Raw genomic sequence first — 25,721 nt, 5'->3', positions numbered from 1 at the left:
TGAGGTCCGAATGAACGCAGACGCCCGTACCGGGCTCAACCAGAGGCCCGAGTGGACCGCTCTGGCCAGGCATCGTGAGGAGCTCGCCGACGCCGGTCTGCGGGATCTGTTCGCGGCCCACCCGGAGCGCGGCGAGGCGTACGCCCTCCAGGTCGGTGATCTGTACGTCGACTACTCCAAGCACCTCGTCACCGACGAGACCCTGCGGCTGCTGCGGGAGCTGGCCGCCGCGACGGACGTGTTCGGGCTGCGGGACGCCATGTTCCGCGGTGCGAAGATCAACGTCACCGAGGACCGGGCCGTGCTGCACACGGCGCTGCGCGCGCAGCGGGACGCGGTGATCGAGGTCGACGGGGAGAACGTCGTGCCGGGGGTGCACGCGGTCCTCGACAAGATGAGCGACTTCGCCCACCGGGTGCGGTCGGGGGAGTGGACGGGGCACACCGGCAAGCGGATCCGCAATGTGGTCAACGTCGGCATCGGCGGCTCCGACCTGGGTCCCGCGATGGCGTACGAGGCCCTGCGGGCCTACACCGACCGCGGGCTGGCGGTGCGGTTCGTGTCGAACGTCGACGGCGCGGATCTGCACGAGGCCGTGCGGGATCTGGACGCGGCGGAGACGCTGTTCGTCATCGCGTCCAAGACGTTCACCACGATCGAGACGATCACCAACGCCACGTCGGCGCGCAACTGGTTGCTGGGGGAGCTGAAGGCCGGCCCGGAGGCGGTCGCCCGGCACTTCGTGGCGCTGTCGACGAACACGGAGAAGGTGTCCGAGTTCGGCATCGACGTCGAGAACATGTTCGAGTTCTGGGACTGGGTCGGGGGCCGGTACTCGTACGATTCCGCGATCGGCCTGTCCCTGATGATCGCGATCGGGCCGGACCGGTTCCGTGAGATGGTGGACGGCTTCCGCCTCGTCGACGAGCACTTCAGGACCGCGCCGGCCGAGTCCAACGTGCCACTGTTGCTGGGGCTGTTGGGGATCTGGTACGGCAACTTCCACGACGCGCAGTCGCATGCGGTGCTGCCGTACTCGCACTATCTGTCGAAGTTCACCGCGTATCTGCAGCAGCTGGACATGGAGTCCAACGGGAAGTCGGTGCAGCGGGACGGGGAGCCCGTGGAGTGGCAGACCGGGCCCGTGGTGTGGGGGACGCCGGGCACGAACGGGCAGCACGCGTACTACCAGTTGATCCACCAGGGCACGAAGCTGATCCCGGCGGACTTCATCGGCTTCGCCGAGCCGGTGGCCGAGCTGAGCGGTGAACTCCGGGCGCAGCACGATCTGCTGATGGCCAACTTCTTCGCGCAGACCCAGGCGCTGGCCTTCGGCAAGACGCCGGAGGAGGTACGGGCGGAGGGGGTGCCGTCGGAGTTGGTGCCGCACAAGACGTTCCGCGGAAACCACCCCACGACCACGATCCTCGCGCGCGAGTTGACTCCGTCGGTGCTGGGGCAGTTGATCGCCCTGTACGAACACAAGGTGTTCGTCCAGGGCGCCGTCTGGAACATCGACTCCTTCGACCAGTGGGGAGTCGAGTTGGGCAAGGTCCTCGCGAAGCGGGTGGAGCCGGCTCTGACGGAGGGTGCGGAAGTGGAGGGTCTGGATCCCTCCACGACGACCCTGGTCGCCAAGTACCGCGCCCTTCGTTCCCGCTGATCCCTTTTCCCACCCACCCGTCTTGCTGGAGCGGAGCCCCGGGGACCCTGGGACCCCGGGCTCTCCGGACCCTCGGGCCCTCCGGGGCTCCGCCCCAGCCCCCGCCCGGACCCTTGGACGTTCAGGCCACCGCTGACAACGTGTCTGCCAGGCGGCGGTGGGCGGCCCTGGTGGCGGGGAGGGTGGAGAGGGCCGCGGCGCCCAGAGCCGCCGAGGTGATGAAGAGGAGGAGCAGGAGCGGGGAGGGGGTTCTGGCGATGCCGGCGCCTATGCCGCTGGAGTGGCCCTGGGCGTTGATCAACCAGTTGGACAGGGGGAGCGCCAGGGCGGTGGCGGCGGCCGCGGCGGCCAGGGCCGTGCAGCTGGTCGCGGTCACCGTGATCGCGGTGATCTGGCGGGGGGAGAGGCCGATGGCCTTCAGGGCCAGGAGGTCCCGTTCGCCCTCGCGGATCGTGCCGCCGATCGCGGAGAGGAGCTCGATCAGGCCGATCAGGGCCAGGACGCAGATCAGGCCCACGATGACCGCGCGCATCGACGACAGTCCGTCGGCCGGGTTGGTCACCGGATGGACGTCCAGGTGGCCGTGGGCGGCGGCGGACAGGGCGGTGGCGACGTGGCGCGGATCGGCGCCCGGATCGAGGCGGAGCTGGTAGAAGGTGGGGCTGAGGTTCGGGTCGTTCTCGTGCAGGGTGTCCAGGGACGTGGAGATGACCCGGCCGGCGTTCTCCGGCTCGATGCTGCGGCCGACGATGTGCAGGATCTGCGGCTGGTCGCCCACCGTCATGCGCACCCAGTCGCCGACCCGGACGTCGAGCAGGTCCAGCAGGCCCTGTCCGGCCACCGCCTCGTCGGGCCCGTCGGCGCGGCGACCCTCGGCCAGGGCGAACGGGTAGGGAGCCTCGCGGGTGCCCAGGCCCCGCAGGGCGATCGTGGCCGTCTGGCCGGGGACCAGGGCGGCCACCTCCACACCGGGGTAGACGGCGGCGACGCCGGGTTCCCGGTCCAGCAGTTCCCGCGTCCCGACGTCGTTCAGGGTGCTGTCGGGGCGGACGGTCAGCGCGGCCGGCAGCCCCAGCTCCTCCGGCCGGTTGTGGAAGCGGTCGATCGTGGTCCAGGCACTCATCGCCACCACCATCAGCAGCAGCGGCAGCGCCAGCCGCCCCACCGTGGCGAAGGTGCGCGGGCGGCGGGTGAAGGCCCGGTGCCAGCCCAGGACCAGCGCGGGCGGCAGGCGCAGACCCAGCGCCCTGCGGGCGACCGCGGTCAGCCCGCCGCCCGCCACCGCCGCCGGGTGCGGCACCGGGACCGGCGGCACCCGCCCCGCCCGCCACGCCGCGAGCCCGGTCACCGCGCCGATGAGCAGTACCGCGCCCACCGGGACCGCGCCCATCGCCACCGTGTGGCCCGGCAAGCCCTGCCACACCCCGACCGCGTCGCCCAGCCGGCCCGGGATCCGCGCGCCCAGCCCCTCCGTCAGCACCACCGCGGCCACGGCACCCAGCACGGCGTACGCCACATGCTGGAGCAGGAAGATCCGGACCACCTGGGCGGGCGTGAAGCCGATCGCCTTCAGTACCGAGATGTCCCGCAGATGCCCCCGGATGCGGGTGCCGATCGCGCCGTGCACCGCCAGCCCGGCCGCGATCAGCGCGCCCAGCCCGAACAGGCCCAGCACCTGCCCGAGCAGCCGGTTGTCGCCCTGTGCCTCGGCCCGCGCCTGCTGCCAGGTGGACACCTCGCCGACCACGCCGGCGCCCAGCACGGTGACGGCACGCTGCACGGTGTAGTCCGTGTCGTCGGGATCGGCCAGCCGCAGCCCGACCACCCGTCCGCCGGGCTCGCGTACCGCGGACGGCTGCGCCCACACCAGTCCCGGCTGCTCGCCGGGGCCGTAGCGGGGCTCGGCGCTGTCGGCGATGCCCACCACGCTCAGCGCGCGCCCGGTGCCGGGCAGGGCGAGCGTGTCCCCGGGCTCGGCCAGCAGCGCCCTGGCCAGGCGGCTCTCCAGGACCACGCCGTCCGGCTCCCCGGCGTCCAGCCAGTGCCCGGCGGTGAGCAGCGGGCGTCCCACGGTGGGCAGCGAGGGCGTACCGCGAAGTTCCACGGTGGCACGGGTGCCACGGGAGACGACCGTGGCGGACTCGACGAGGTAGGCGTCGGTGACGGACTCGACGCCGTCCAGCGCGGCGAGCCGCTCCGTCTCGGCGGACCGCGCCGTGTGCAGCCACACATGGGCCCCGTGGGACTGGGTGAAGACCCGCTGCCAGGGGTTGGTCGCGTAGCCGAACAGTGCGGTGGCCAGCAGCAGCGAGGCGACGATGCCGGCCGTGGCAAGCACGATGAACAGCGCCTCCCCCCGGTGGGCGCGCAGATCGGAGTGCGCCCAGCGCAACGTGGCTCGCACCGGCCTCAGTCCCTCGGCCCGGAACGCGGACCCGGGCACGCCGGGCGGCCGCACCCCGGGCACGCCGGGTGGGCGCACCCTGGGCACATCAGGTGGTCGTACACCGCACTCAGTCCCTCAGTTCCAGCACGCCCGAGATCCCCGTGCTCCGCGACGGCGTCGTGCCGTCCAGTTCCGCGTCGTCGGCGATCCGGCCGTCGAAGAAACTGATCACCCGGTCCGCGGCGCTCGCCAGCCGGGCGTCATGGGTGACCAGCACGATCGTCTGGCCGCGCCCGTGGAAGCGGGACAGCAGCCGCATCACCTCGCGGGTGCCCTTGCTGTCGAGGCTGCCGGCGGGCTCGTCGGCGAGCAGCAGCGGAGGGTGGTTGACCAGCGCGCGGGCCAGCGCGACCCGCTGCTGCTCACCGCCGGACAACTCGCCCGGCATACTGCGCTCCTTGCCCTCCAGGCCCAGCTCGGCCAGCAGTTCCTCCCGCTCGGCACGCGCCTGCCGCGGCGAGCGGCCGGCGAGCAGGGCGGGCAGTTCGACGTTGTCGGCGACGGACAGGTTGGAGACCAGGTTGAAGAACTGGAACACGATCCCGATGCCGTTGCGGCGTTCCTCGGCCCAGCGGGCCTCGCCGTAGGAGTCGGTGCACCGGCCGTCCAGCCAGATGCTGCCCTCGTCCGGCCGCTGCAGTCCGCCGAGCAGGTGCAGCAGCGTCGACTTGCCGGCCCCGGACGGGCCGGTGACCGCCACGAACTCGCCGCGGGTCACCGACAGATCCACCCCGCGCACGGCCCGGGCGGGCGCCCCCTGGCCGTGGTGCGTCTTGACCAGGCCCTCGGCCCGCAGCAGCGCCGGAGCTCGGACGTCGCTCACTCCAGCCCCTCCAGTTCCTCCTGGCACCGCTCCAGCCAGTCCAGGTCGGCCTGAAGGTGCAGCATGGCGCCCTCGATCAGCAGTTGGGCGATTCGGTTGTCCCGGCTCTCGGCGGCGGCCAGCTTCGACAGGTTGCGCATGGTGTTGAGGTACTGGCGCCGCTGCTTGTTGATGAGGGCGATCTGGTCGGCGAGACCGGTCTGCGGGGCGAGGGCGAGCTTCATGAAGAACTCGTCCCGCACCCGCGGTTCGTCCTCGGGCTCCTCGAACCAGGCGCGCAGCGCCCCCCGCCCGGCGTCGGTGAGGTGGTAGATCTTCTTGTTGGGCCGGCTGGACTGCTCGACCTCCTCGCCCTCGATCAGTCCCGACTTCTCGAGGCGGCCGAGGGTCACGTAGATCTGGCCGACGTTCGGCTGAGGGTACGCGGAGCCCAGCAGTTGCTCAAGGTCCTGCTTCAGCTCGTAGCCGTGGGCGGGACCGCGCGCGAGAAGTGCCAGGAGGGGCAGGCGCACGCGTGCTCTCCTCCTAGGTCCTCGTCAGACGCGTCATGCGGGGTGTCTCCGGGTGGACGACGTGAGATTGACGCCAGGCCCTAGTATCGCCCATACCTAACAGGTATACATGGCCTGAGCCGGGCGAAGGTGCCCGGCGCCGGTGTGCAAGGAGGAACCTATGCGGTGGATCCACGCCGCCGGTAGGGGCCTCCTCGTCCTGGTCGTGGTCATGACCGGCTATATCTCCTCGGGTGCCCGGGCGACCGAGGGGAGCGGCGAGGGCCGCGGCCCGCTCACCCTGGCCACCGCGGGCGATCTGACCGGCTACCTCGGCCCGCTGCTGGAGGGCTGGAACCGCACCCACCCCACCGAGAGGGTCACCCTCGTCGAGCTGCCCGACGCCGCCGACGAGACCCGGGCGCAGATGGCCACCGACCTGCGCGGCGGCAACCGCAGCCGGTTCGACGTGCTCAACATCGACGTGAACTGGACCTCGGAGTTCGCCGCCGCCGGCTGGATCCGCCCGCTGCCGCGCGAGCGCTTCCCGCTGGGGACCTTCCTGCCCCCGGTCGTCGACACGGCCACCTACGACGGACGGCTGTACGCGGTCCCGTACGTCACCAACGCCGGCCTGCTGCTGTACCGCAAGGACGTCCTGGCCAAGGAGGGCGTCCCGCCGCCGCGCACCTGGGCCGAGCTGGAGCAGGCCGCCCGGACCATCGCGCCGAAGTACGGACTGGACGGCTACGCGGGCCAGTTCCTGCCGTACGAGGGGCTGACCGTCAACGCGGCCGAAGCCGTGTACTCGGCGGGCGGCACGATCCTCGGCGACGAGGGCGAGCGTGTCACCGTCGACTCGGGCGCGGCCCGCGAGGGTATCGGCTTCCTGGCGCGCGGCTTCGCCGAGGGCTGGATCCCCGAGGAGGCGCTGACGTACAAGGAGGAGGAGTCCAAGCAGGCCTTCCAGGACGGCCGGCTGCTCTTCCTGCGCAACTGGCCCTACGCGTACGCCGTCGCCTCCGCCGAGGGCTCCGAGGTCGCCGGGAAGATCGGCGCCGTACCGCTGCCCGGACCCGACGGGCCGGGGACCAGTGTCCTCGGCGGCTCCAACCTGGCCGTCAACACGCACGCGCGGCACCCCGACTCGGCCGCGCGCCTCATCGCGTACCTCACCAGCGAGCCCGTCCAGCGCCAGGTGCTCACCGAGGGCGCGCTGCCGCCCGTGCGCGCCGCGCTGTACGAAGACCCCGCGCTCGTACGGCGGTTCCCGTACCTGCCCACCCTGCGTGCCTCCGTGCTGGCCGCCGCGCCGCGCCCCAAGAGCCCGCACTACGACCAGGTCAGCCTGGTGGTGCAGGCGGTCGTGCACGACACGCTGGCCGGGCGGCAGACCCCCGAGGCGGCCGTGCGGCGCCTCGCGCGCGAACTCGACGCCATCGCCGGGCGCTCGTAGCGCTCGTACCGCTCACAGCGGAAACCCGATGGTAGTTACTTGTTAGGTAACGCCGCCATCACATCTACGGCCGTCCCGTCTGGACAAGTCCGGATATGAGCGGTCAACCGCCCAGGAGCGTCTGTTCCGTTCGTTGACACCTTCGTGACACCGATACCTAACATGCATGCATAACTGCTGCCTTCACAGGAACAGGTCAATGGATTGAACAGGCATGGTTGGTGGCGCGACGCGGTGATCTACCAGGTGTACGTCCGCAGCTTCCTGGACAGCACCGGCGACGGCATCGGCGATCTCGCCGGGGTCCGGGCCGGGCTGCCGTATCTGAAGAAGCTCGGCGTCGACGGCATCTGGCTGAGTCCCTTCTATCCCTCCCCGCAGCACGACCACGGCTACGACGTGGCCGACTACTGCGGTGTCGATCCGCTCTTCGGCGACCTCGCCGAGTTCGACCTGCTGATGGCGACCGCCCATCGGCTCGGGATCAGGGTGCTCCTCGACATCGTCCCCAACCACTGCTCCAGCGAGCACCAGTGGTTCCGCGAGGCGCTCGCCGCCGGGCCCGGCAGTGAGGCCCGCGCCCGCTTCCACTTCACCGACGGCCGCGGCCCGGACGGTGCCGAGCCGCCCAACAACTGGCACGCCATGTTCGGCGGCCCCGCCTGGACCCGGATCACCGAGCCGGACGGCCGCCCCGGCCAGTGGTACCTGCACATGTTCACGCCCGAGCAGCCCGACTGGAACTGGCGCAACCCCGAGATCCCCGCCGAGTTCGAGCGGGTCCTGCGCTTCTGGCTGGACCGGGGCGTGGACGGTTTCCGCATCGACGTCGCCGCCGGCCTGTTCAAGCACCCCGAACTGCCCGACTCCCCGGACCCGGAGGCCGACGCCCGCACCCGCGACTCGGTCAACGCGCTGGCCTGGAACCAGCCCGAGGTGCACGACGTGTGGCGGAACTGGCGCGCGGTGTGCGAGGAGTACACCGCCGGCGACGGCCGCGAACGCCTGCTGGTCGGCGAGGTGTCCGTGCCCAGCGCCCGCGAGCACGCCAAGTACGTCCGCCCGGACGAACTGCACCAGGCCTTCTTCTTCGACCTGCTCGGCGCCCCCTGGGACCCCGACGCCTTCCGCAAGGTCATCTCCGAGGCCATGCAGGACATCGCCGGCACCGGCTCCACGGTCACCTGGGTCCTCAACAACCACGACCAGGTCCGCACCGTCACCCGCTACGGCGAGGCCGCCATGGAGGGCAGCGGCCCAGTGCCCCAACAGGCAACGTTCGCCCCGTCGCAAACGTTGCCTGCCGGGGCACTCGGCGCCGCCCGCGCCCGCGCCGCCGCGCTGCTGATGCTGGCGCTGCCCGGAGCCGCGTACGTCTACCAGGGCGAGGAACTCGGCCTGCCCGAGGTCGTCGACCTGCCCGACGACGTGCTCACCGACCCGATCTTCCGCCGCACCGGAAGCCGTGCCCGCGTCCGCGACGGCTGCCGGGTGCCGCTGCCCTGGTCGGGGCAGGTCTCCCCGTTCGGCTTCACCTCCGGGACCCGGAGCGCCAAGCCCTGGCTGCCGCAGCCGTCGTACTTCGCCGAGTACGTCACCGAACGCGCCCTCGCCGACACCCGCTCCTTCTGGCACCTGTACCGGGACGGCCTGCAACTGCGTTCCGCGCTGCCCCAGTTCGGCGAGGGATCGCTGCGCTGGCTGGACACCCCGCCGGACGTCCTCGCCTTCGTCCGCGGCGACGGCCTGGTCTGCGCCGTCAACTTCGGTACGTCGCCCACCGCCGCGCCGGTCTCCGGCACCCCGCTGCTGGCCAGCGGCGACTGCCCGCCCGGGGTGCTCGCCGGGTCCACCGCCGCCTGGTGGATCACCGACGGCACCGACCTCTGAACCTCGTCAATTCCCCACCTTCCGAAGGGACATCAACGATGATGCGACGACGTACCACCCTGCTCACCGGCTGCACCGCCCTCGTCCTCGCCCTCGGCGCCACCGCCTGCGGCAGCGACGACCCCGTCTCCGCGGGCGGCGGCGACAAGACGCTCGACGGCCAGACGGTCACCGTGGCCGGCGTCTGGTCCGGCAGCGAGCAGAAGAACTTCCAGAAGGTGCTGGACGCGTTCTCCGCGAAGACCGGCGCCAAGACCCAGTTCATGTCGACCGGCGACAACGTCTCCACCGTCGTCGGCAGCAAGATCGAGGGCGGCAACGCCCCCGACGTCGTGATGGTCCCGCAGGTCGGCGTGCTCCAGCAGTTCGCCAAGAAGGGCTGGCTCGAGCCGCTGTCCGGCACCACCCAGAAGTCGGTGGACACCAACTTCGCGCCGGTGTGGAAGAAGTACGGCAGCGTCGACGACACCCTGTACGGCCTGTACTTCAAGGCCGCCCACAAGTCGACCGTCTGGTACAGCCCCGACGCCCTCGACCAGGCCGGCGTCAAGCCGCCGGCGACGTACGACGAGATGCTCAAGGCCGGGCACACCCTCTCCGACTCCGGGCTCGCCGCCTTCGCGGTCGCCGGACAGGACGGCTGGACCCTGACCGACTGGTTCGAGAACATCTACCTCTCCCAGGCCGGCCCCGAGAAGTACGACGCCCTCGCTGCGCACCAGCTGAAGTGGACCGACGACAGCGTGGTCAAGGCGCTCACCACGCTCGGCAAGCTGTTCAAGGACAAGCAGCTGATCGCGGGCGGCCAGAAGGGCGCCCTCAACACCGACTTCCCGGGCTCGGTGGAGAAGGTATTCGGGCCCAAGCCCGAGGCCGGCATGGTCTACGAGGGCGACTTCGTCGCGGGCGTCGCCCACGACCAGTTCGACCGGACCATCGGCAAGGACGCGAACTTCTTCCCGTTCCCGCCGGTCGACGGCGGCAACGCGCCGGTCGTCAGCGGCGGTGACGCTGCCGCCGTCCTCAAGGACGGCAAGAACGCCAAGGCCGGCATGAAGCTCCTCGAGTACCTGGCCACCCCGGAGGCCGCGGCCGTGTGGGCCAAGGCCGGCGGCTTCCTGTCCCCGAACAAGAACCTCGACCTCGCCTCCTACGGCGACGACGTCACCCGTGCCACCGCCAAGTCCCTGGTCGCGGCGGGCGACTCCGACGCGGTCCGCTTCGACATGTCCGACCAGGCCCCGGCGGCCTTCGGCGGCACCAGCGGCGTGGGCGAGTGGAAGCTGCTCCAGGACTTCCTGCGCGACCCGTCCGACCCGAAGGGCACCGCGGCGAAGCTGGAGGCCGCGGCGGCCAAGGCGTACAAGAACCAGGGCTGACGCACCATGACCGCCACCACGCTCGCGAAGGAGAAGGGAGCGGGCCCCCCGTCGCCCGCCGCGCGCGCCGAGCACACTCGGCGTGCGCGGCGGCGGGGCCGGGTCGTCGCGGTGCTGTTCGTCTTCCCCGCGCTGCTGCTGCTCGGCGCGCTCGTCGTCTACCCGGTGCTGTTCTCCGTCGGCCGGAGCCTCTTCGACGCCTCCGGCACCCGGTTCGTCGGCGGGGACAACTACACCGAGATGTTCCGCGACCCGGCGACGCTGAAGGCCGTCCGGAACACCACGATCTGGGTCGTCGTCGCCCCGGCGCTGCTCACCGGGCTCGGGCTGATCCTGGCCGTGCTGGTGGAGAAGGTCCGCTGGGCGACGGCGTTCAAGCTGCTGCTGTTCATGCCGATGGCCGTGTCCTTCCTGGCCGCCGGCATCATCTTCCGGCTCGCCTACGACGAGGACCCGGACAAGGGCGTCCTCAACGCCGCCGTGGTCTCCGTGCACGACGCCTTCAAGGGATCCCCGTCCTACCCGAGCGCCCGCGCCCGTGAGGGATTCGGGCTGACCCAGGGCCGGGACGGCTCGTACCTCACCGACACGAGCCTCTCGCCGGGCGCCACGGTGACCCTGCCGATGGTCGGCGTGCTGCCCAAGGACCTGCCCGGCGATGCCTCGCCCGCCCGCCCGGTGGAGGGCGGGAAGACCGCCGGGGACGAACTGCGCGGAGTCGTCTACCTGGACTTCGCGCCCGGTGGAGGCGGCACCCAGGGCAAGGTCGACCGCGGCGAGAGCGGCTTGCCCGGCATGAAGGTCGAGGCGGTGCGCGACGGCCGGACGGTCGCGAGCACCACCACGGGCTCCGACGGCTCCTTCCGCTTCTCGGGCCTGACGGCGGGCTCGTACGAGGTGAAGCTGCCGCAGGCCAACTTCGCGCAGCCCTACCAGGGCATCTCCTGGCTCGGCCCGACGCTCGTCACCCCGATGATCATCGGCGCCTACCTGTGGATCTGGACCGGGTTCGCGATGGTGCTGATCGGCGCCGGACTGTCCGCGCTGCCGCGTGACGCGCTGGAGGCGGCGCGCATCGACGGGGCCAACGAGTGGCAGATCTTCCGCCGGATCACCGTGCCGCTGCTCGCCCCCGTCCTCACCGTCGTCTTCGTCACCCTCGTGATCAACGTGATGAAGGTCTTCGACCTCGTCTACATCATCGCGCCCGGCCCGGTGCAGCAGGACGCCACCGTGCTGGCGACCCAGATGTGGCTGGTGTCCTTCGGCGGCGGCAACAACCAGGGCCTCGGCAGCGCGCTCGGCGTGCTCCTGCTGCTCCTGGTGATCCCGGCGATGGTGTTCAACGTCCGCCGTTTCCGAAGGAGTCAGCGATGAACGCGGTCAGGCGGGGCCTGGGCAACGGGCTGGTCCAGGCCGTCCTCGTGGTGATCGGCCTGATCTGGATGACCCCGCTCGCGGGGCTGTTCGTGTCGTCGCTGCGCTCGGCCCAGGACACCGCGAAGGGCGGCTGGTGGACGGCGCTGGCCGGCCCCGGGCAGCTGTCCTTCGACAACTACTCGGCACTGCTGAGGAACTCGGGCATCACCAAGGCATTCTGGAACACGGTGCTGATCTCGGTGCCCACGACGGTCCTGGTCGTCGTCATCGCGGCGCTGGCCGGATACGCCTTCGCCTGGCTGGACTTCCCTGCCCGTGAGCCGCTGTTCCTGCTGGTGGTGGCGATGCTGGTGGTGCCGGTGCAGATAGGTCTGCTGCCCGTCGCCAAACTCTTCGGCCGGCTCGGCCTGTTCGGCACGATCCCCGGTGTGGTCCTGTTCCACGTGGCCTACGGGCTGCCGTTCGCGGTGTTCCTGCTGCGGAACTACTTCGCCGAGATGCCGAAGGAGATGCTGGAGGCGGCCCGCATGGACGGGGGCAACGAGTGGCGGATCTTCACCCGGCTGGTGCTGCCGGTGGGGCGGCCCGCGATCGCGAGCCTCGCCATCTTCCAGTTCCTGTGGGTGTGGAACGACATGCTGGTGGCGCTGCTGTTCGCCGACACCTCCTCGCAGCCGCTGACGGTGGAACTCCAGTCGCAGATCCGGCAGTTCGGCAGCAACATCGATGTGCTGGCGCCGGGGGCGTTCCTGTCGCTGGTCGTGCCGGTGGTCGTGTTCTTCGCCTTCCAGCGGCACTTCGTGCAGGGAGTGATGGCGGGGTCGGTGAAGTGACGGCGACCCCTGGTTCGGCCTGAAAAGCACAGTGCGGCGGCGGTGGATCACACCACCGCCGCCGCACCGTGCCGTGCCGTTTACGCCGAGGCCGGCGGATAAAGCGACCGTGGCAGCTGTGAGGCCGCCGCCGTGTCCAGGAGCCACAGGGTGCGGGCGCGGCCCTGGGCGCCGGCCGCCGGGGCCTGGATCTCGCCCGCGCCCGAAAGGGCCATCGCCACCGCGTTGGCCTTGTCCTCGCCGGCCGCCAGCAGCCACACCTCACGGGCCGAGCGGATGGCGGGCAGCGTGAGGGAGATGCGGGTGGGCGGCGGTTTGGGGGAGCCGTGCACACCGATCACCGTACGCTCCGTCTCGCGCACCCCCGGGTGCTCCGGGAAGAGGGACGCGACATGGGTGTCCGGGCCGACGCCCAGCATCAGGACGTCGAACGCCGGGACCGGGCCGTGGTTCTGGGGACCGGCCGCGCGGGCCAGCTCCTCGGCGTAGGCCTCCGCCGCCGCCTCGGCGTCCGCGCCGTAGGGACCGTCCGACGCGGGCATGGCGTGCACGCGCTCGGGGTCGAGCGGCACGGAGTCCAGCAGGGCCTCGCGGGCCTGCGTGACATTGCGATCCGGGTCGCCCTCCGGCAGGAAGCGCTCGTCTCCCCACCACAGGTCGAGCCGGCCCCAGTCGATCGCGTCGCGGGCGGGCGCGGCCGCCAGCGCGGCCAGCACCCCGTTGCCGTTGCGGCCGCCGGTGAGGACCACGGACGCCGAGCCCGTCGAGGCCTGCGCGTCCACGATCCGGGTGATCAGCCGGGCCGCGGCGGCCTGCGCCATCAGCTCCTTGTCGTGGTGGACGACCAGTTGCGGAGTGCTCACTCGGCGGCCTCCTCCTGGGGGACGGGCACCGCGACCGGCTCCTTCGCGGACGCCTTGGAATCGTCGGACGCCCTGGCGCCGTCCAGCCGCTCCACGCCGAACCGCAGCGCGGACGCGTACGTGTCGTCCGGGTCCAGCCGCCGCAGTTCCTCCGCGATCAGCTCGGCGGTCTCCCGCCGCTTCAGCGCCACCGCCCGCTCCGGCTGCCCCTGGATGGACAGGGTCGCCAGCCTGCCGTCGGCCCGGTCCAGGGCGATCGGGCCGCAACTGGTGTCCATGCGGACCGCGGTCAGACCGGGACCCGCGGACCGCGAGCGCCTGACCGGTACGTCCAGCCGGTCCGCGAGCCACATCGCCAGCAGCTCGCAGCTCGGGTTGAACTCCTCGCCCTCCACCTCCACGGCCCTGACCTCGCAGGTGACCTGGTCGAGGGCCGCGGCCAGCATCGAGCGCCACGGCGTGATCCGGGTCCAGGACAGGTCCGTGTCGCCGGGCGTGTACGCATCGGCCCGCGCGGAGAGCTCCCGCACCGGCTGCTCGGCGGCGTGGGTGTCGGTGACCCGGCGCTGCGCCAGGGCGCCCAGCGGGTCCTTGGCCGGTTCGAGCGGGGCGTTCACCGGCCACCAGACGACGACCGGCGCGTCGGGGAGCAGCAGCGGCAGCACCACCGACTGGGCGTGGTCGGCCACCTCGCCGTGCAGGCGCAGCACCACCGTCTCGCCGGTGCCGGCGTCCGCGCCCACCCGCACCTCGGCGTCCAGCCGCGAGGACGTGCGGTCGCGCAGGGTGCGGGCGTGCCGCTTGATGACCACCAGCAGGCGCGAGGGGTGCTCCCGCGAGGCGTCGCCCGCGGCCTTCAGCGCGTCGTAGGCGTTCTCCTCGTCGGTGACGATGACCAGCGTGAGCACCATGCCCACGGCCGGGGTGCCGATCGCCCGCCGGGCCCGCACCAGCGCCTTGTTGATCTTGCTGGCCGTGGTGTCGGTCAGGTCTATCTTCATGGCCGGCGCCAGCTCCGTCCGTCTCGTGCGAGCATCTCGTCCGCCTCGGCGGGCCCCCACGTCCCGGACGGGTACTGCGCGGGCCTGCCGTGCTTGTCCCAGTACGTCTCGATCGGGTCGAGGATCCGCCAGGACAGCTCGACCTCCTCGGTGCGCGGGAAGAGGTTGGAGTCGCCGAGCAGCACGTCCAGGATCAGGCGTTCGTACGCCTCCGGGCTGGACTCCGTGAAGGACTCGCCGTAGGCGAAGTCCATCGACACGTCCCGGATCTCCATCGACGTGCCGGGCACCTTGGAGCCGAAGCGGACCGTGACGCCCTCGTCCGGCTGGACGCGGATGACGATGGCGTTCTGCCCGAGTTCCTCGGTGGCCGAGGTGTCGAAGGGGGAGTGCGGCGCCCGCTGGAAGACGACCGCGATCTCGGTGACCCGGCGCCCCAGGCGCTTGCCGGTGCGCAGATAGAAGGGGACACCCGCCCAGCGGCGGTTGTCGATCGCCAGCTTGACGGCCGCGTACGTGTCGGTCTTCGACTTCTTGTCGATGCCCTCTTCCTCGAGGTAGCCGATGACCTTCTCGCCGCCCTGCCAGCCCGCCGCGTACTGCCCGCGCACGGTCGACTTGCCCAGGTCCTTGGGCAGCTTCACCGCGCCGAGCACCTTGGTCTTCTCCGCGGCCAGCGCGTCCGCGTCGAAGGAGGCGGGCTCCTCCATCGCGGTCAGGGCCAGGAGTTGCAGCAGGTGGTTCTGGATGACGTCGCGGGCGGCGCCGATGCCGTCGTAGTAGCCGGCCCGGCCGCCGATGCCGATGTCCTCGGCCATGGTGATCTGCACATGGTCCACGAAGGACCGGTTCCAGATCGGCTCGAACATCGTGTTGGCGAAGCGCAGCGCCAGGATGTTCTGGACGGTCTCCTTGCCCAGGTAGTGGTCGATGCGGAAGACCTGGTCCGGGGCGAAGACCTCGTGCACGATCGAGTTGAGCTCCTCGGCCGACCTCAGGTCGTGGCCGAAGGGCTTCTCGATGACCGCGCGCCGCCACGAGCCGTGGCTCTGGTCGGCGAGCTGGTGCTTCTTCAGCTGCTGGATGACCACCGGGAAGGACTTCGGCGGCACCGACAGGTAGAAGGCGAAGTTGCCGCCCGTGCCCTGTGCCTTGTCCAGCTCCTCGATCGTGCCGCGCAGCCGCTCGAACGCGTCGTCGTCGTCGAAGGTGCCCTGCACGAAGCGCATCCCCTGGATGAGCTGCTGCCAGACCTCCTCCCGGAACGGCGTGCGCGCGTGCTCCTTGACGGCGTCGTGCACGACCTGGGCGAAGTCCTCGTGCTCCCAGTCGCGGCGGGCGAAGCCGACGAGCGAGAAGCCCGGCGGCAGCAGACCCCGGTTGGCGAGGTCGTACACCGCGGGCATGAGCTTCTTGCGCGACAGGTCGCCCGTCACACCGAAGATGACCAGGCCCGACGGCCCCGCGATACGCGGGAGCCGTCGGTCGGCGGGGTCACGGAGCGGGTTCGCTCCGGTGACGGAAAGGGGCGCCAAGGTTCTCAGTCCTCCGCGGGAGCGAGGCGCTCCAACTCCGCCTCGGTGGACTTGAGGAGGTCGTTCCAGGACGACTCGAACTTCTCGACGCCCTCGTCCTCCAGGACCTGGACCACGTCGTCGTACGAGATCCCGATCCCCTCCAGCGCGTCGATGTCCGCACGGGCCTGCTCGTAGGTGCCGGTGACCGCGTCGCCGCGGATCGCGCCGTGCTCCTCGGTGGCCTCCAGCGTGGCCTCGGGCATGGTGTTCACCGTGTTCGGCGCCACCAGCTCCTCGACGTACATGGTGTCCTTGTACGCCTTGTCCTTCACCCCGGTCGACGCCCACAGCGGACGCTGCTTGTTGGCGCCCTGCCGCTCCAGCGCGCTCCACCGGTCGGAGGCGAAGACCTCCTCGTACGCCTCGTAGGCCAGACGCGCGTTGGCCACGCCCGCCTTGCCGCGCAGCGCCTTGGCCTCGGCGGTGCCGAGCTCGTCGATCCGCCGGTCGATCTCGGTGTCCACGCGGGACACGAAGAAGGACGCCACCGAGTGGATCTTCGACAGGTCCAGGCCGCGCTCCCCGGCCTTCTCCAGGCCGCTCAGGTACGCGTCCATCACCGCGCGGTAGCGCTCCAGCGAGAAGATCAGGGTGACGTTGACGCTGATGCCGTTGCCGATGGTCTCGGTGATCGCCGGCAGGCCCGCCCTGGTGGCCGGGATCTTGATGAGCGTGTTGGGCCGGTCGACCAGCCAGGCCAGCTGGCGGGCCTCGGCGACCGTCGCCCTGGTGTTGTGCGCCAGGCGCGGGTCCACCTCGATGGACACCCGGCCGTCCTTGCCGCCGGTGGCGTCGAAGACCGGGCGCATGATGTCGGCGGCGTCCCGGACGTCCGCCGTGGTGATCATGCGGATGGCCTCTTCCACCGTGACCCGGCGGGCGGCCAGGTCGGAGACCTGCTTTTCGTAGCCGTCCCCCTGCGAGATCGCCTTCTGGAAGATCGTCGGGTTGGTGGTGACGCCCACGACGTGCTGCTGGTCGATCAGCTCGGCGAGGTTGCCGGACGTGATCCGCTTGCGCGACAGGTCGTCCAGCCAGATCGCGACGCCTTCGTCGGAAAGGCGCTTCAGTGCGTCTGTCATGGAAATTGCATCTCCTACGGGTCGTGTATGAGCGTCAGCGCTGGGCGGCGGCGATGGATTCCCGGGCCTTGTCGGCCACGTTCTCCGCGGTGAAGCCGAACTCGCGGAAGAGCACCTTGGCGTCGGCCGAAGCACCGAAGTGCTCGAGGGAAACGATGCGGCCGGCGTCTCCCACGTACTTGTGCCAGGTCAGACCGATACCTGCCTCGACCGCCACGCGTGCCCGCACGGCCGGCGGCAGCACGCTGTCCCGGTACCCCTGGTCCTGCTCCTCGAACCACTCCACGGACGGCATGGACACCACCCGGGTGGGGACGCCCTCGGCCTGGAGCCGCTCACGGGCCTCCACGGCCACGTGCACCTCGGAACCGGTGGCGATCAGGACGACCTGCGCCTCGGTGTTCTGCCCGTCGGGCCCCTCGGCCTCGAACATGACGTAACCGCCGCGCGCGGCGTCGTCGTTGGGCTCGTACGTCGGCACGCCCTGGCGGGTCAGCGCCAGACCGTGCGGGGCGCCCTTGCCGAACTCCTTCGTCCAGCGGCGCAGGATCTCGCGCCAGGCGATCGCGGTCTCGTTGGCGTCGGCCGGGCGGACGATGTTCAGGCCCGGGATGGCGCGCAGCGAGGCCAGGTGCTCGACCGGCTGGTGGGTGGGGCCGTCCTCGCCCAGGCCGATGGAGTCGTGCGTCCAGACGTACGTCACCGGCAGGTGCATCAGCGACGACAGGCGCACCGCGTTGCGCATGTAGTCGGAGAAGACCAGGAAGGTGCCGCCGTAGACACGGGTGTTGCCGTGCAGCGTGATGCCGTTCATCGTCGCGGCCATCGCGTGCTCGCGGATGCCGAAGTGGATGGTGCGTCCGTACGGGTTCGCCTCCGGCAGCGGGTTGCCCTCGGGCAGGAACGACGAGGTCTTGTCGATGGTGGTGTTGTTCGAGCCGGCCAGGTCCGCCGAGCCGCCCCACAGCTCCGGGATCACGTCGCCGAGCGCCTGGAGCACCTTGCCGGACGCGGCGCGCGTGGCCAGGCCCTTGCCCGCCTCGAACACCGGGATCTTCTCGTCCCAGCCGGCGGGCAGTTCGCCCGCGGCGATCCGGTCGAACTCGGCGGCCCGCTCGGGGTTGGCCTCGCGCCAGACCTGGAGCGTCTTCTCCCACTCGGCCCTGGCCCGGCGGCCCCGCTCGACGGCGGCGCGGGTGTGGTTCAGGACCTCGTCGGAGACCTCGAAGTGCTGCTCGGGGTCGAAGCCGAGGACGCGCTTGGTGGCCGCGACCTCCTCCTCGCCCAGCGCCGAGCCGTGCGCGGCCTCGGTGTTCTGCGCGTGCGGGGCCGGCCAGGCGATGATCGAGCGCATCGCGATGAAGGACGGCCGGTCGGTGACGGCCTTGGCCGCCTCGACGGCCGCGTGGATCGCCTGCGGGTCGAGGTCGCCGTCCTCCTTGGCCTCCACACGCTGCACGTGCCAGCCGTAGGCCTCGTACCGCTTGACGGTGTCCTCGGAGACGGCCGTCTCGGTGTCGCCCTCGATCGAGATGTGGTTGTCGTCCCACAGCAGGATCAGGTTGCCGAGCTTCTGGTGGCCGGCCAGCGAGGACGCCTCGGCGGAGATGCCCTCCTGGAGGCAGCCGTCACCGGCGACGCAGAAGACGAAGTGGTCGAACGGGGACTCGCCCGCGGGGGTCTCCGGGTCGAACAGGCCGCGCTCGTAGCGGGCGGCCATCGCCATGCCCACCGCGTTGGCGACACCCTGGCCGAGCGGGCCGGTCGTGGTCTCCACGCCCGCCGTGTGCCCGTACTCCGGGTGGCCGGGCGTCTTCGAGCCCCAGGTGCGGAAGGACTTCAGGTCGTCCAGCTCCAGCCCGAAACCGGCCAGGTACAGCTGGGTGTAGAGGGTCAGGGAGGAGTGGCCGGCGGACAGTACGAAACGGTCGCGCCCCGCCCACTGCGGATCGGCCGGGTCGTGCCGCATCACCTTCTGGAAGAGGGTGTAGGCGGCGGGAGCCAGACTCATCGCCGTGCCGGGATGGCCGTTGCCGACCTTCTGTACGGCATCGGCGGCCAGGACGCGCGCGGTGTCCACGGCACGCTGGTCCAACTCGGTCCACTCGAGGACTGTGGTGGTCGGCTTGGTGCTCACCCTGGGTCAGGGCTCCTCTCCACATGTCGGATGCCGGCGTACGGGGGGACCGCGCACCGGTTTGCCGGCCTTCTCGGCGTCGGCCGGCGTTGTCGAGCCTATCCCGTCAGAACGTGCGTTTTTCCGCGTCGTTCCAGAGTGCCGGGACTCTCGGAGATCCGCCTCCCCGCTGGTCGGAATCGCATTCGGCACATGAATACGGAGCTGCTCATTCGATCGCTCAATCGAGCCGGATCGCGCCCTTCCGGAGGGCCTCGCCAACACGACCCGACCCCCGCGAATGTCCGGGTCTGGGCAACGTCTACAGTGGCGTGGTACGCGCGAGTCCTTACCGTCGGTTCACACGGGCGGCTCGCTGGGAGTCTCTTTCAGGGGTGTGCGTGACGGCCGTCGAATCCCGTCCAGCGGGGGTACTCGGTGCGAGCCAGAGCCCGAGTCACCGGCCGTTCGGGGCCCGTGTCAAGGCGTTTGTGGCGCTGACCAAGCCGCGGATCATCGAGCTGCTGCTGATCACCACCGTTCCGGTGATGTTCCTGGCGCAGCGGGGCGTGCCCGACCTGGGGCTGGTCCTGCTCACCTGTGTCGGCGGCTACCTGTCCGCGGGCGGCGCCAACGCGCTGAACATGTACATCGACCGCGACATCGACGCGCTCATGGACCGCACCTCCCAGCGCCCGCTGGTCACCGGCATGGTCAGCCCGCGCGAGTGCCTGGCCTTCGGCATCGCGCTGGCGGTCGTCTCCACGCTGCTGTTCGGCCTCACCGTCAACTGGCTGTCCGCGTGGCTGTCGCTCGGAGCGCTCCTCTTCTACGTCGTCGTCTACACGATGATCCTCAAGCGTCGTACGTCGCAGAACATCGTGTGGGGTGGCATCGCCGGCTGCATGCCGGTGCTGATCGGCTGGTCCTCGGTCACCAACTCGATGTCCTGGGCGCCCGTCATCCTCTTCCTCGTCATGTTCTTCTGGACGCCGCCGCACTACTGGCCGCTGTCCATGAAGGTGAAGGACGACTACGCGCGCGTGGGCGTGCCGATGCTGCCGGTCGTCGCCTCCAACAAGGTGGTCGCCCGCCAGATCGTGCTCTACAGCTGGGTGATGGTGGGGGTCTCGCTGCTGCTGACTCCGCTCGGCTACACCGGGTGGTTCTACACGGCGGTGGCGCTGGCGGCGGGCGGCTGGTGGCTGTGGGAGGCGCACGCGCTGCAGAACCGGGCCAAGGCCGAGGCGACCGGCGCGACGCTGAAGGAGATGCGGCTGTTCCACTGGTCCATCACCTATGTGTCGCTGCTGTTCGTGGCGGTGGCGGTGGATCCGTTCCTGCGCTGACCCCGCGTACGGGTCGTAGCGGTTTCCCCCGGGCGGGGTGCGTGGTCAAGGCCACGCACCCCGCCCGTCGCCGTTTGATCTACTCGTGGGTAGCATCCTGGCCATGGCAGACACGCAGCAGGTTGACCCCAAGGCCGAGCGCAGGGCCGCCCGCCTCGCCCGGCGGATCGGCTCCTTCTCCAAGGCCCACGGAGGCGCCGAGGGACAGGTCGCGTACCTAGGGGAGCGCGGCGCCAGGATCGTCCTGGTCGGCGAGGACGGAACCTGGGGCGACCTCGTGGCCCCGACGTACGCCATTGCCGAGCAGGCGGTGGAGAGGTCCGGGATCACCGTCCACGAGGCGTTCGACGGCGAGTTCGCGGCCAAGGTGCGGACGGGTCCGTACGAGTGGACCCGTATGGCGGGCCTCCAGCTGGGCGGCCCGTCCAACGGCTGACCGGATCCGGACGACCCGGGTCAGCCCCAACACCTGACGGCCGGTTCACCCGTTAGGGCCTGACGGAGGCAGCGGGCCCAGCGTCGGGAGAACCGGATGATCGAAACGCCGTCCCTCGTGGATCAGCACTGCCACGGGGTCCTGAGAACGGAGCTGGGCCTCGGCACCTTCGAGGCCCGGCTGGCCCGCACCGAGGGCCCGCCCGCGCCGGGCACCACGCTTTTCGACACCCAGACCGGTTTCGCCCTGCGCCGCTGGTGCCCGCCGCTGCTCGGCCTGGAACCGCACTGCCCGCCCGCGCGCTATCTCGCCCGGCGCCGGGAACTCGGCGTGCTGGAGGCCGGCCGCCGCCTGCTGCGCGGCAGCGGCATCACCACCTACCTCGTCGACACGGGGCTGCGGGACGACCTGACCGGGCCCGGTGAGATGGCGGCCGCGGGCGACGCGGCCGCACACGAGATCGTGCGCCTGGAACCGCTGGCCGAGCAGGTCGCCGACACCTCCGGCACCGTCGATTCGCTCCTCACCAACCTCGCCGAGGCGGTGCACGGTGCCGCCGCGCACGCCGTCGCCTTCACCTCCGTGGCCGGCGTACGGCACGGGCCGGCGCTCGCGCCGGAGCCGCCCGGCCCGGGGGAGGTGCGGGGCGCGGCGGGCCGCTGGCTGGCAGGGCGGCGGGCCGGCGGGGAACTGAGCGATCCGGTGCTGCTGCGGCACCTGCTGTGGATCGCTGTGGCCTGCGGGCGGCCGCTCCAGCTGCACGCGGGGCTCGGCGGGCCGGGCTCAGCCGGTACGGATCCGCTGCCGCTGACGGACTTCGTCCGGGCGACGGCGGGCCTGGGCACGGATCTCGTCCTGCTGTACGGCCATCCGTACCACCGCCACGCCGCCCACCTCGCCGGCCTCTTCCCGCACGTCTACGCCGACTCGGGCGCCGCACTGGCCCGTACCGGCGCCCGCGCCGCGACGGTCCTCGCGGAGATCCTGGAGCTGGCCCCGTTCGGCAAGGTCCTGTTCTCCAGCGGGGCACATGGGCTGCCCGAGCTGCATGTGGTGGGCGCACACCTGTTCAGAGAGTCCCTGGAGAGGGTGCTCGGGGGGTGGGTCGCCGAGGGCGCCTGGTGCCCCGCCGACGCACAGCGCGTGGCGGCGATGGTCGCGGCGGAGAACGCCATGCGGGTGTACGGCCTGAGGTGAAACCCCGGCCGAACCCCGGTTGAACCCCGGCGCGGTCCGGCTTCAGGCCTGGCCGGCCTCCGGCGGTCCGGCTCCGTGCCCGGCTGACCCCCGGCGGTCCGGTCTCAGGCCTTCGCCAGCGTCGCCTCGGTGGCGGGTCCCGGCAGGTCGGCGACCGCCTCCGGCCGCTCGCGCAGCGACAGCAGCACGCGCAGCACCCAGATCCACATGACGCACGAGCCCAGCATGTGCAGGCCGACCAGGACCTCGGGCAGGTGCGTGAAGGACTGGACATAGCCGATGGCGCCCTGGCCCAGCAGGATCAGGAACAGCTCGCGGGTCCGCGCCAGCGGGCCCCGCGGCGCGTCGACGGCCTTGAGGATGAACCACAGGGCGAACGTCAGTGTGATCACGATCCACGCCAGCACTGCGTGCAGCTTGGCGACCGTCTGCCAGTCGATCGGGATACGGGCGACCTCCTGGGAGTCGCCCGCGTGCGGACCGGCGCCCGTGACCACCGTGCCCACCGCGATCAGCAGCACGCTCGCGAGGACCAGGAACCACACCAGTTGCCGGATCGGCTTGCCGACCAGCGGGCGCGGCTCGGCGTCACCCTCGCGGGTGCGCTGCCACATCACCGTGGCGACCGCGATCAGCGCCGAGGAGAGCAGGAAGTGCGCCGCGACGGTGTACGGGTTCAGGCCGACGAGGACGACGATGCCACCCAGGACCGCGTTGCCCATGACCACCCAGAACTGCGCCCAGCCCAGCCGGGTGAGGCCGCGCCGCCACGGCTTCTGGGCGCGCGCGGCGACGATCGCCCAGCCCACGGCGGCGCACAGCACGTACGTCAGCATCCGGTTGCCGAACTCGATCACGCCGTGCACACCCATCTCGCGGGTGGTGGTCAGCGAGTCGTCCGTGCAGGTGGGCCAGGTCGGGCAGCCGAGGCCCGAGCCGGTCAGGCGGACGGCGCCGCCGGTGACGACGATGACCACCGCCATCACCAGCGCGGAGAGGGCCGCCCGCTGGACGGTCCTCGGATGCGGGGTCCAGCTTTCGGCGATGAAGGCGAGCGGGTTGCGCGCGGCGGACACGACGTCGGCGCGGGTCAGGTTTGGCACGCGATCCATCGTAGGCGTCCGCTTGTGCACTGTTTCACGAGGGTCCATCGCGCTCTACTCCCAGCGGAAGAACTTCCCGGCGGCCGCGAGCCCCGCCACCGCCCAGACGGCGAGGACCGCCAGGTTGCCCCACGGCATCCCGGCACCGTGCTGGAGCACGTCCCGCAGTCCGCCGGAGAGCGCCGAGATGGGCAGCAGGCCGAGCACGTCCTGGGCGGCGGGCGGGAACTTGTCCAGCGGGACGACCACCCCGCCGCCGACCAGCAGCAGCAGGAAGACCAGGTTGGCGGCGGCCAGCGTGGCCTCCGCCTTCAGGGTCCCCGCCATCAGCAGGCCCAGCCCGGAGAAGGCGGCCGTGCCGAGGACCATCAGCAGGAGCACGGCGAACGGGTTGCCGTGCGGCGACCAGCCGAGCGCGAACGCGATCACGGTCAGCAGCACGACCTGAAGCACCTCGGTGACCAGCACCGACACCGTCTTGGCGGTCATCAGCCCCCAGCGCGGCAGCGGCGAGGCGGCCAGCCGCTTCAGCACGCCGTAGCGCCGCTCGAAGCCGGTCGCGATGGCCTGCCCGGTGAACGCGGTTGACATCACGGCGAGCGCGAGGACACCGGGGGTGAGGAAGTCCACGGCCCTGCCCGCGCCGGTGTCGACGATGTCCACGGAGCTGAACAGCACCAGCAGCAGCGTGGGGATGACGACGGTGAGCAGCAGTTGCTCCCCGTTGCGCAGCAGCATCTTCGTCTCCAGCGCCGCCTGCGCCGCGATCATGCGGGTCAGCGGGGCCGCGCCGGGCTTCGGGGCGTAGGTACCGGTGGCGGTGGCGGTGGCGGTGGTCACGAACGAAGCTCCTTGCCGGTCAGCTCCAAGAAGACGTCTTCCAGGGTGTGCCGCTCCACGGAGATGCGGTCCGGCATCACGCCGTGCTGAGCGCACCAGGACGTCACGGTGGCGAGCAGTTGCGGGTCGACCTTGCCGACGACGCGGTAGGAGCCCGGGGTCAGCTCGGCGGCCGAGGAGTCGGCGGGCAGTGCCTTGAGGAGGGAGGCGACGTCGAGTCCCGGGCGGCCGGTGAAGCGCAGGGTGTTCTCGGCGCCGCCGCGGCACAGCTCCTCCGGGGAGCCCTGGGCGATGACCCGGCCGGCGTCGATGATCGCGACGTCGTCGGAGAGCCGCTCGGCCTCCTCCATGTAGTGCGTGGTGAGGATCACGGAGACGCCGTCGGCGCGCAGGTCGCGCACCAGGTCCCAGGTGGCCCGGCGGGCCTGCGGGTCGAGTCCGGCGGTCGGCTCGTCGAGGAAGACCAGTTCGGGCCGGCCGACGACGGCCATGGCGAGCGCGAGCCGCTGCTGCTGGCCGCCGGACAGCCGGCGGTAGGAGGTCCGCCCGCAGCCGCCGAGCCCGAGCCGTTCTATGAGGACGTCGACGTCCAGCGGGTGGGCGTGCAGCTTGGCGACGTGGCGCAGCATCTCGTCGGCCCGGGCGCCGGAGTACACGCCACCGGACTGGAGCATCACGCCGATACGGGGTCTGAGCTGCGCGGACTGTCTCACGGGGTCGAGGCCCAGGACGCGTACCGTGCCGGAATCCGGCCGCCGGTACCCCTCGCAGGTCTCGACCGTCGTCGTCTTGCCCGCCCCGTTGGGACCGAGCACGGCGGTCACACCCGCCCGGGCCACCAGGTCGAGGCCGTCCACCGCGGTCTTCGCGCCATACCGCTTCACCAAGGCCTGGACCTGGACCACGGGCTCACTTCGCATGAGGCCAAAGTCTAGGTACGCGCCGGACGGCTCAGGCGGCCGGGTGCGGGAAGTCGTCCACCCGGGGCCGGTGCACCGCGAGCCACCGCTCCGCGTACGCCACCGCGTCCGCCACGGGGAACAGCCGCGACCGGGCGGCGCCCACCGTCCCGCGGACCACCGGCCGGTCGCGTTCGAAGTCGTGTCCGAGCTCGTCGAACCGCTCGGAGGTGATGGACACGTCGGTGACGACCTCCCAGCCGTGCGGCCCCGGCCGGCCCACCTGGACGAGTGGCGCGGGGATCCGGTACTCGGCCAGGTGGAAGCAGGTGCAGGAGTCGTATCCGGCGCCCAGCAGCAGCACCCGGGCACCGAGCGCCTCCAGCCGGGCGAGCGGGCTGCGCTCGCCCAGCCGGCAGTCGGTGGCGTGCCCGTCGACGATCCCGGCGGCGCGGGGGCCGATCGCCGCGAACGAGGTCTGCGGGTGCACGCTGCGCAGAGCGCCCGGCCAGGTGCGCACGGTCTCCGGGATCACTCCGACCCCGAAGGCGGGGGTGATGCGGGGGTCGTAGGCGGGCATCGTGGCCCGGATGGTGTCCCACCACTCCTCTGGCACCGGCGGTCTGCTCCACCACGCCGGGTCGGAGAGGTCGCCGGAGTGGGTGGGGACCACGAGCGTGCCGTCGGGACCGAGCGCGTCGAGCAGCGCCCGGACGACCGCGACCGGGCCGCCGCAGACCCAGCCGAGCGATCTGAGGGAGGAGTGGACGAGGAGGGTCTCGCCGGGGCGTACGCCGAGGTCACGCAGCTCTTCGGCGATCGTGTCCCGGGTGACGAGCGGGCCGGCCGGCGGGGGTGTGGGCATGGCCGGGCAGTCTGGCGCATCCCGCCGGCGGG

21 protein-coding genes are annotated in these 25,721 nt (G+C 71.4%); 9 read left to right on the top strand and 12 right to left on the bottom strand.

Features of this window, described 5'->3' with window-relative positions:
• The first annotated feature begins 10 nt into the window (after positions 1–10).
• On the top strand, positions 11–1,663 hold the full coding sequence (gene pgi, locus ABZ818_RS06060) for a glucose-6-phosphate isomerase (RefSeq protein ID WP_361411396.1): 1,653 nt from the start codon (positions 11–13) through the stop codon (positions 1,661–1,663).
• A 121-nt stretch (positions 1,664–1,784) separates the two neighbouring features.
• On the opposite strand, the gene ABZ818_RS06055 is transcribed toward pgi, so the two are convergent.
• The 3 genes from ABZ818_RS06055 to ABZ818_RS06045 form a co-directional block, all read right to left on the bottom strand.
• Positions 1,785–4,067, bottom strand: a complete 2,283-nt coding sequence (locus tag ABZ818_RS06055) for an FtsX-like permease family protein (protein ID WP_361411394.1) — start codon at positions 4,065–4,067, stop codon at positions 1,785–1,787.
• Positions 4,068–4,176: 109 nt separating this feature from the next.
• Positions 4,177–4,932: an ABC transporter ATP-binding protein gene (locus tag ABZ818_RS06050; RefSeq protein ID WP_100569501.1), complete on the bottom strand. Its 756-nt coding sequence runs from the start codon at positions 4,930–4,932 to the stop codon at positions 4,177–4,179.
• The gene (locus tag ABZ818_RS06045) at positions 4,929–5,444 is read right to left on the bottom strand and encodes a PadR family transcriptional regulator (protein ID WP_361411392.1); all 516 of its coding nucleotides are present in this window, start codon (positions 5,442–5,444) and stop codon (positions 4,929–4,931) included. Before ABZ818_RS06045 ends, ABZ818_RS06050 begins: the two co-directional genes overlap by 4 nt.
• 160 nt (positions 5,445–5,604) lie before the next feature.
• On the opposite strand from ABZ818_RS06045, the gene ABZ818_RS06040 reads away from it, so the two are divergent.
• The 5 genes from ABZ818_RS06040 to ABZ818_RS06020 all read left to right on the top strand — a co-directional run bounded on the left by ABZ818_RS06040 (position 5,605) and on the right by ABZ818_RS06020 (position 12,361).
• Positions 5,605–6,879 carry an ABC transporter substrate-binding protein gene (locus ABZ818_RS06040; RefSeq protein WP_361411390.1) on the top strand — a complete coding sequence of 425 codons (1,275 nt, stop codon included), beginning with the start codon at positions 5,605–5,607 and terminating at the stop codon, positions 6,877–6,879.
• Positions 6,880–7,083: 204 nt separating this feature from the next.
• Positions 7,084–8,769, top strand: coding sequence for a glycoside hydrolase family 13 protein (locus ABZ818_RS06035; protein ID WP_361411388.1), 1,686 nt, complete (start codon positions 7,084–7,086; stop codon positions 8,767–8,769).
• 38 nt (positions 8,770–8,807) lie between these two features.
• Positions 8,808–10,148: an ABC transporter substrate-binding protein gene (locus tag ABZ818_RS06030; RefSeq protein ID WP_361411386.1), complete on the top strand. Its 1,341-nt coding sequence runs from the start codon at positions 8,808–8,810 to the stop codon at positions 10,146–10,148.
• Positions 10,149–10,154: 6 nt separating this feature from the next.
• Positions 10,155–11,525 (top strand): ABC transporter permease subunit, encoded by a 1,371-nt coding sequence (locus ABZ818_RS06025; RefSeq protein WP_361411384.1) that lies wholly within the window; start codon positions 10,155–10,157, stop codon positions 11,523–11,525.
• On the top strand, positions 11,522–12,361 hold the full coding sequence (locus tag ABZ818_RS06020) for a carbohydrate ABC transporter permease (RefSeq protein ID WP_361411382.1): 840 nt from the start codon (positions 11,522–11,524) through the stop codon (positions 12,359–12,361). Before ABZ818_RS06025 ends, ABZ818_RS06020 begins: the two co-directional genes overlap by 4 nt.
• Before the next feature lie 80 nt (positions 12,362–12,441).
• Here the strand turns inward: ABZ818_RS06020 and pgl are convergent, their stop codons facing one another.
• Genes pgl through tkt form a run of 5 tightly spaced genes read right to left on the bottom strand, consistent with a single transcriptional unit; the run spans position 12,442 to position 19,021 of the window.
• Positions 12,442–13,182 (bottom strand): 6-phosphogluconolactonase, encoded by a 741-nt coding sequence (gene pgl, locus ABZ818_RS06015; RefSeq protein ID WP_361411659.1) that lies wholly within the window; start codon positions 13,180–13,182, stop codon positions 12,442–12,444.
• A 38-nt stretch (positions 13,183–13,220) separates the two neighbouring features.
• Positions 13,221–14,225 carry a glucose-6-phosphate dehydrogenase assembly protein OpcA gene (gene opcA, locus ABZ818_RS06010; protein WP_361411380.1) on the bottom strand — a complete coding sequence of 335 codons (1,005 nt, stop codon included), beginning with the start codon at positions 14,223–14,225 and terminating at the stop codon, positions 13,221–13,223.
• Entirely contained in the window at positions 14,222–15,760 is a 1,539-nt protein-coding gene (gene zwf, locus ABZ818_RS06005; protein WP_361411378.1) for a glucose-6-phosphate dehydrogenase, read from the bottom strand. The genes opcA and zwf overlap by 4 nt, the downstream gene beginning before the upstream one ends.
• A 5-nt stretch (positions 15,761–15,765) precedes the next feature.
• On the bottom strand, positions 15,766–16,884 hold the full coding sequence (tal, locus tag ABZ818_RS06000; RefSeq protein ID WP_361411376.1) for a transaldolase: 1,119 nt from the start codon (positions 16,882–16,884) through the stop codon (positions 15,766–15,768).
• Between the two features lie 34 nt (positions 16,885–16,918).
• The gene (gene tkt, locus ABZ818_RS05995; RefSeq protein ID WP_361411374.1) at positions 16,919–19,021 is read right to left on the bottom strand and encodes a transketolase; all 2,103 of its coding nucleotides are present in this window, start codon (positions 19,019–19,021) and stop codon (positions 16,919–16,921) included.
• A 374-nt stretch (positions 19,022–19,395) separates the two neighbouring features.
• On the opposite strand from tkt, the gene ABZ818_RS05990 reads away from it, so the two are divergent.
• The 3 genes from ABZ818_RS05990 to ABZ818_RS05980 all read left to right on the top strand — a co-directional run bounded on the left by ABZ818_RS05990 (position 19,396) and on the right by ABZ818_RS05980 (position 21,982).
• A complete protein-coding gene (locus ABZ818_RS05990) occupies positions 19,396–20,349 on the top strand; it encodes a heme o synthase (protein ID WP_361411372.1) in 954 nt (317 codons plus the stop codon).
• 103 nt (positions 20,350–20,452) lie between these two features.
• Positions 20,453–20,785, top strand: a complete 333-nt coding sequence (locus ABZ818_RS05985; protein WP_361411370.1) for a hypothetical protein — start codon at positions 20,453–20,455, stop codon at positions 20,783–20,785.
• Positions 20,786–20,881: 96 nt separating this feature from the next.
• Positions 20,882–21,982, top strand: coding sequence for an amidohydrolase family protein (locus tag ABZ818_RS05980; RefSeq protein WP_361411368.1), 1,101 nt, complete (start codon positions 20,882–20,884; stop codon positions 21,980–21,982).
• 104 nt (positions 21,983–22,086) lie between these two features.
• Here the strand turns inward: ABZ818_RS05980 and ABZ818_RS05975 are convergent, their stop codons facing one another.
• The 4 genes from ABZ818_RS05975 to ABZ818_RS05960 all read right to left on the bottom strand — a co-directional run bounded on the left by ABZ818_RS05975 (position 22,087) and on the right by ABZ818_RS05960 (position 25,689).
• Positions 22,087–23,094, bottom strand: coding sequence for a COX15/CtaA family protein (locus ABZ818_RS05975; protein ID WP_361411366.1), 1,008 nt, complete (start codon positions 23,092–23,094; stop codon positions 22,087–22,089).
• 45 nt (positions 23,095–23,139) lie between these two features.
• Positions 23,140–23,856 carry an ABC transporter permease gene (locus ABZ818_RS05970; protein ID WP_361411657.1) on the bottom strand — a complete coding sequence of 239 codons (717 nt, stop codon included), beginning with the start codon at positions 23,854–23,856 and terminating at the stop codon, positions 23,140–23,142.
• 65 nt (positions 23,857–23,921) lie between these two features.
• The gene (locus ABZ818_RS05965; protein WP_361411364.1) at positions 23,922–24,845 is read right to left on the bottom strand and encodes an ABC transporter ATP-binding protein; all 924 of its coding nucleotides are present in this window, start codon (positions 24,843–24,845) and stop codon (positions 23,922–23,924) included.
• A gap of 31 nt (positions 24,846–24,876) precedes the next feature.
• Positions 24,877–25,689 carry an AAC(3) family N-acetyltransferase gene (locus ABZ818_RS05960; RefSeq protein ID WP_361411362.1) on the bottom strand — a complete coding sequence of 271 codons (813 nt, stop codon included), beginning with the start codon at positions 25,687–25,689 and terminating at the stop codon, positions 24,877–24,879.
• Positions 25,690–25,721: the final 32 nt, after the last annotated feature.

Source organism: Streptomyces sp. NPDC047453, assembly GCF_040643155.1.
Taxonomy (GTDB): Bacteria; Actinomycetota; Actinomycetes; order Streptomycetales; family Streptomycetaceae; genus Streptomyces.
The sequence above is the reverse complement of the archived record's forward strand: the minus strand, read 5'-3'. Positions and strand labels throughout refer to the sequence as shown.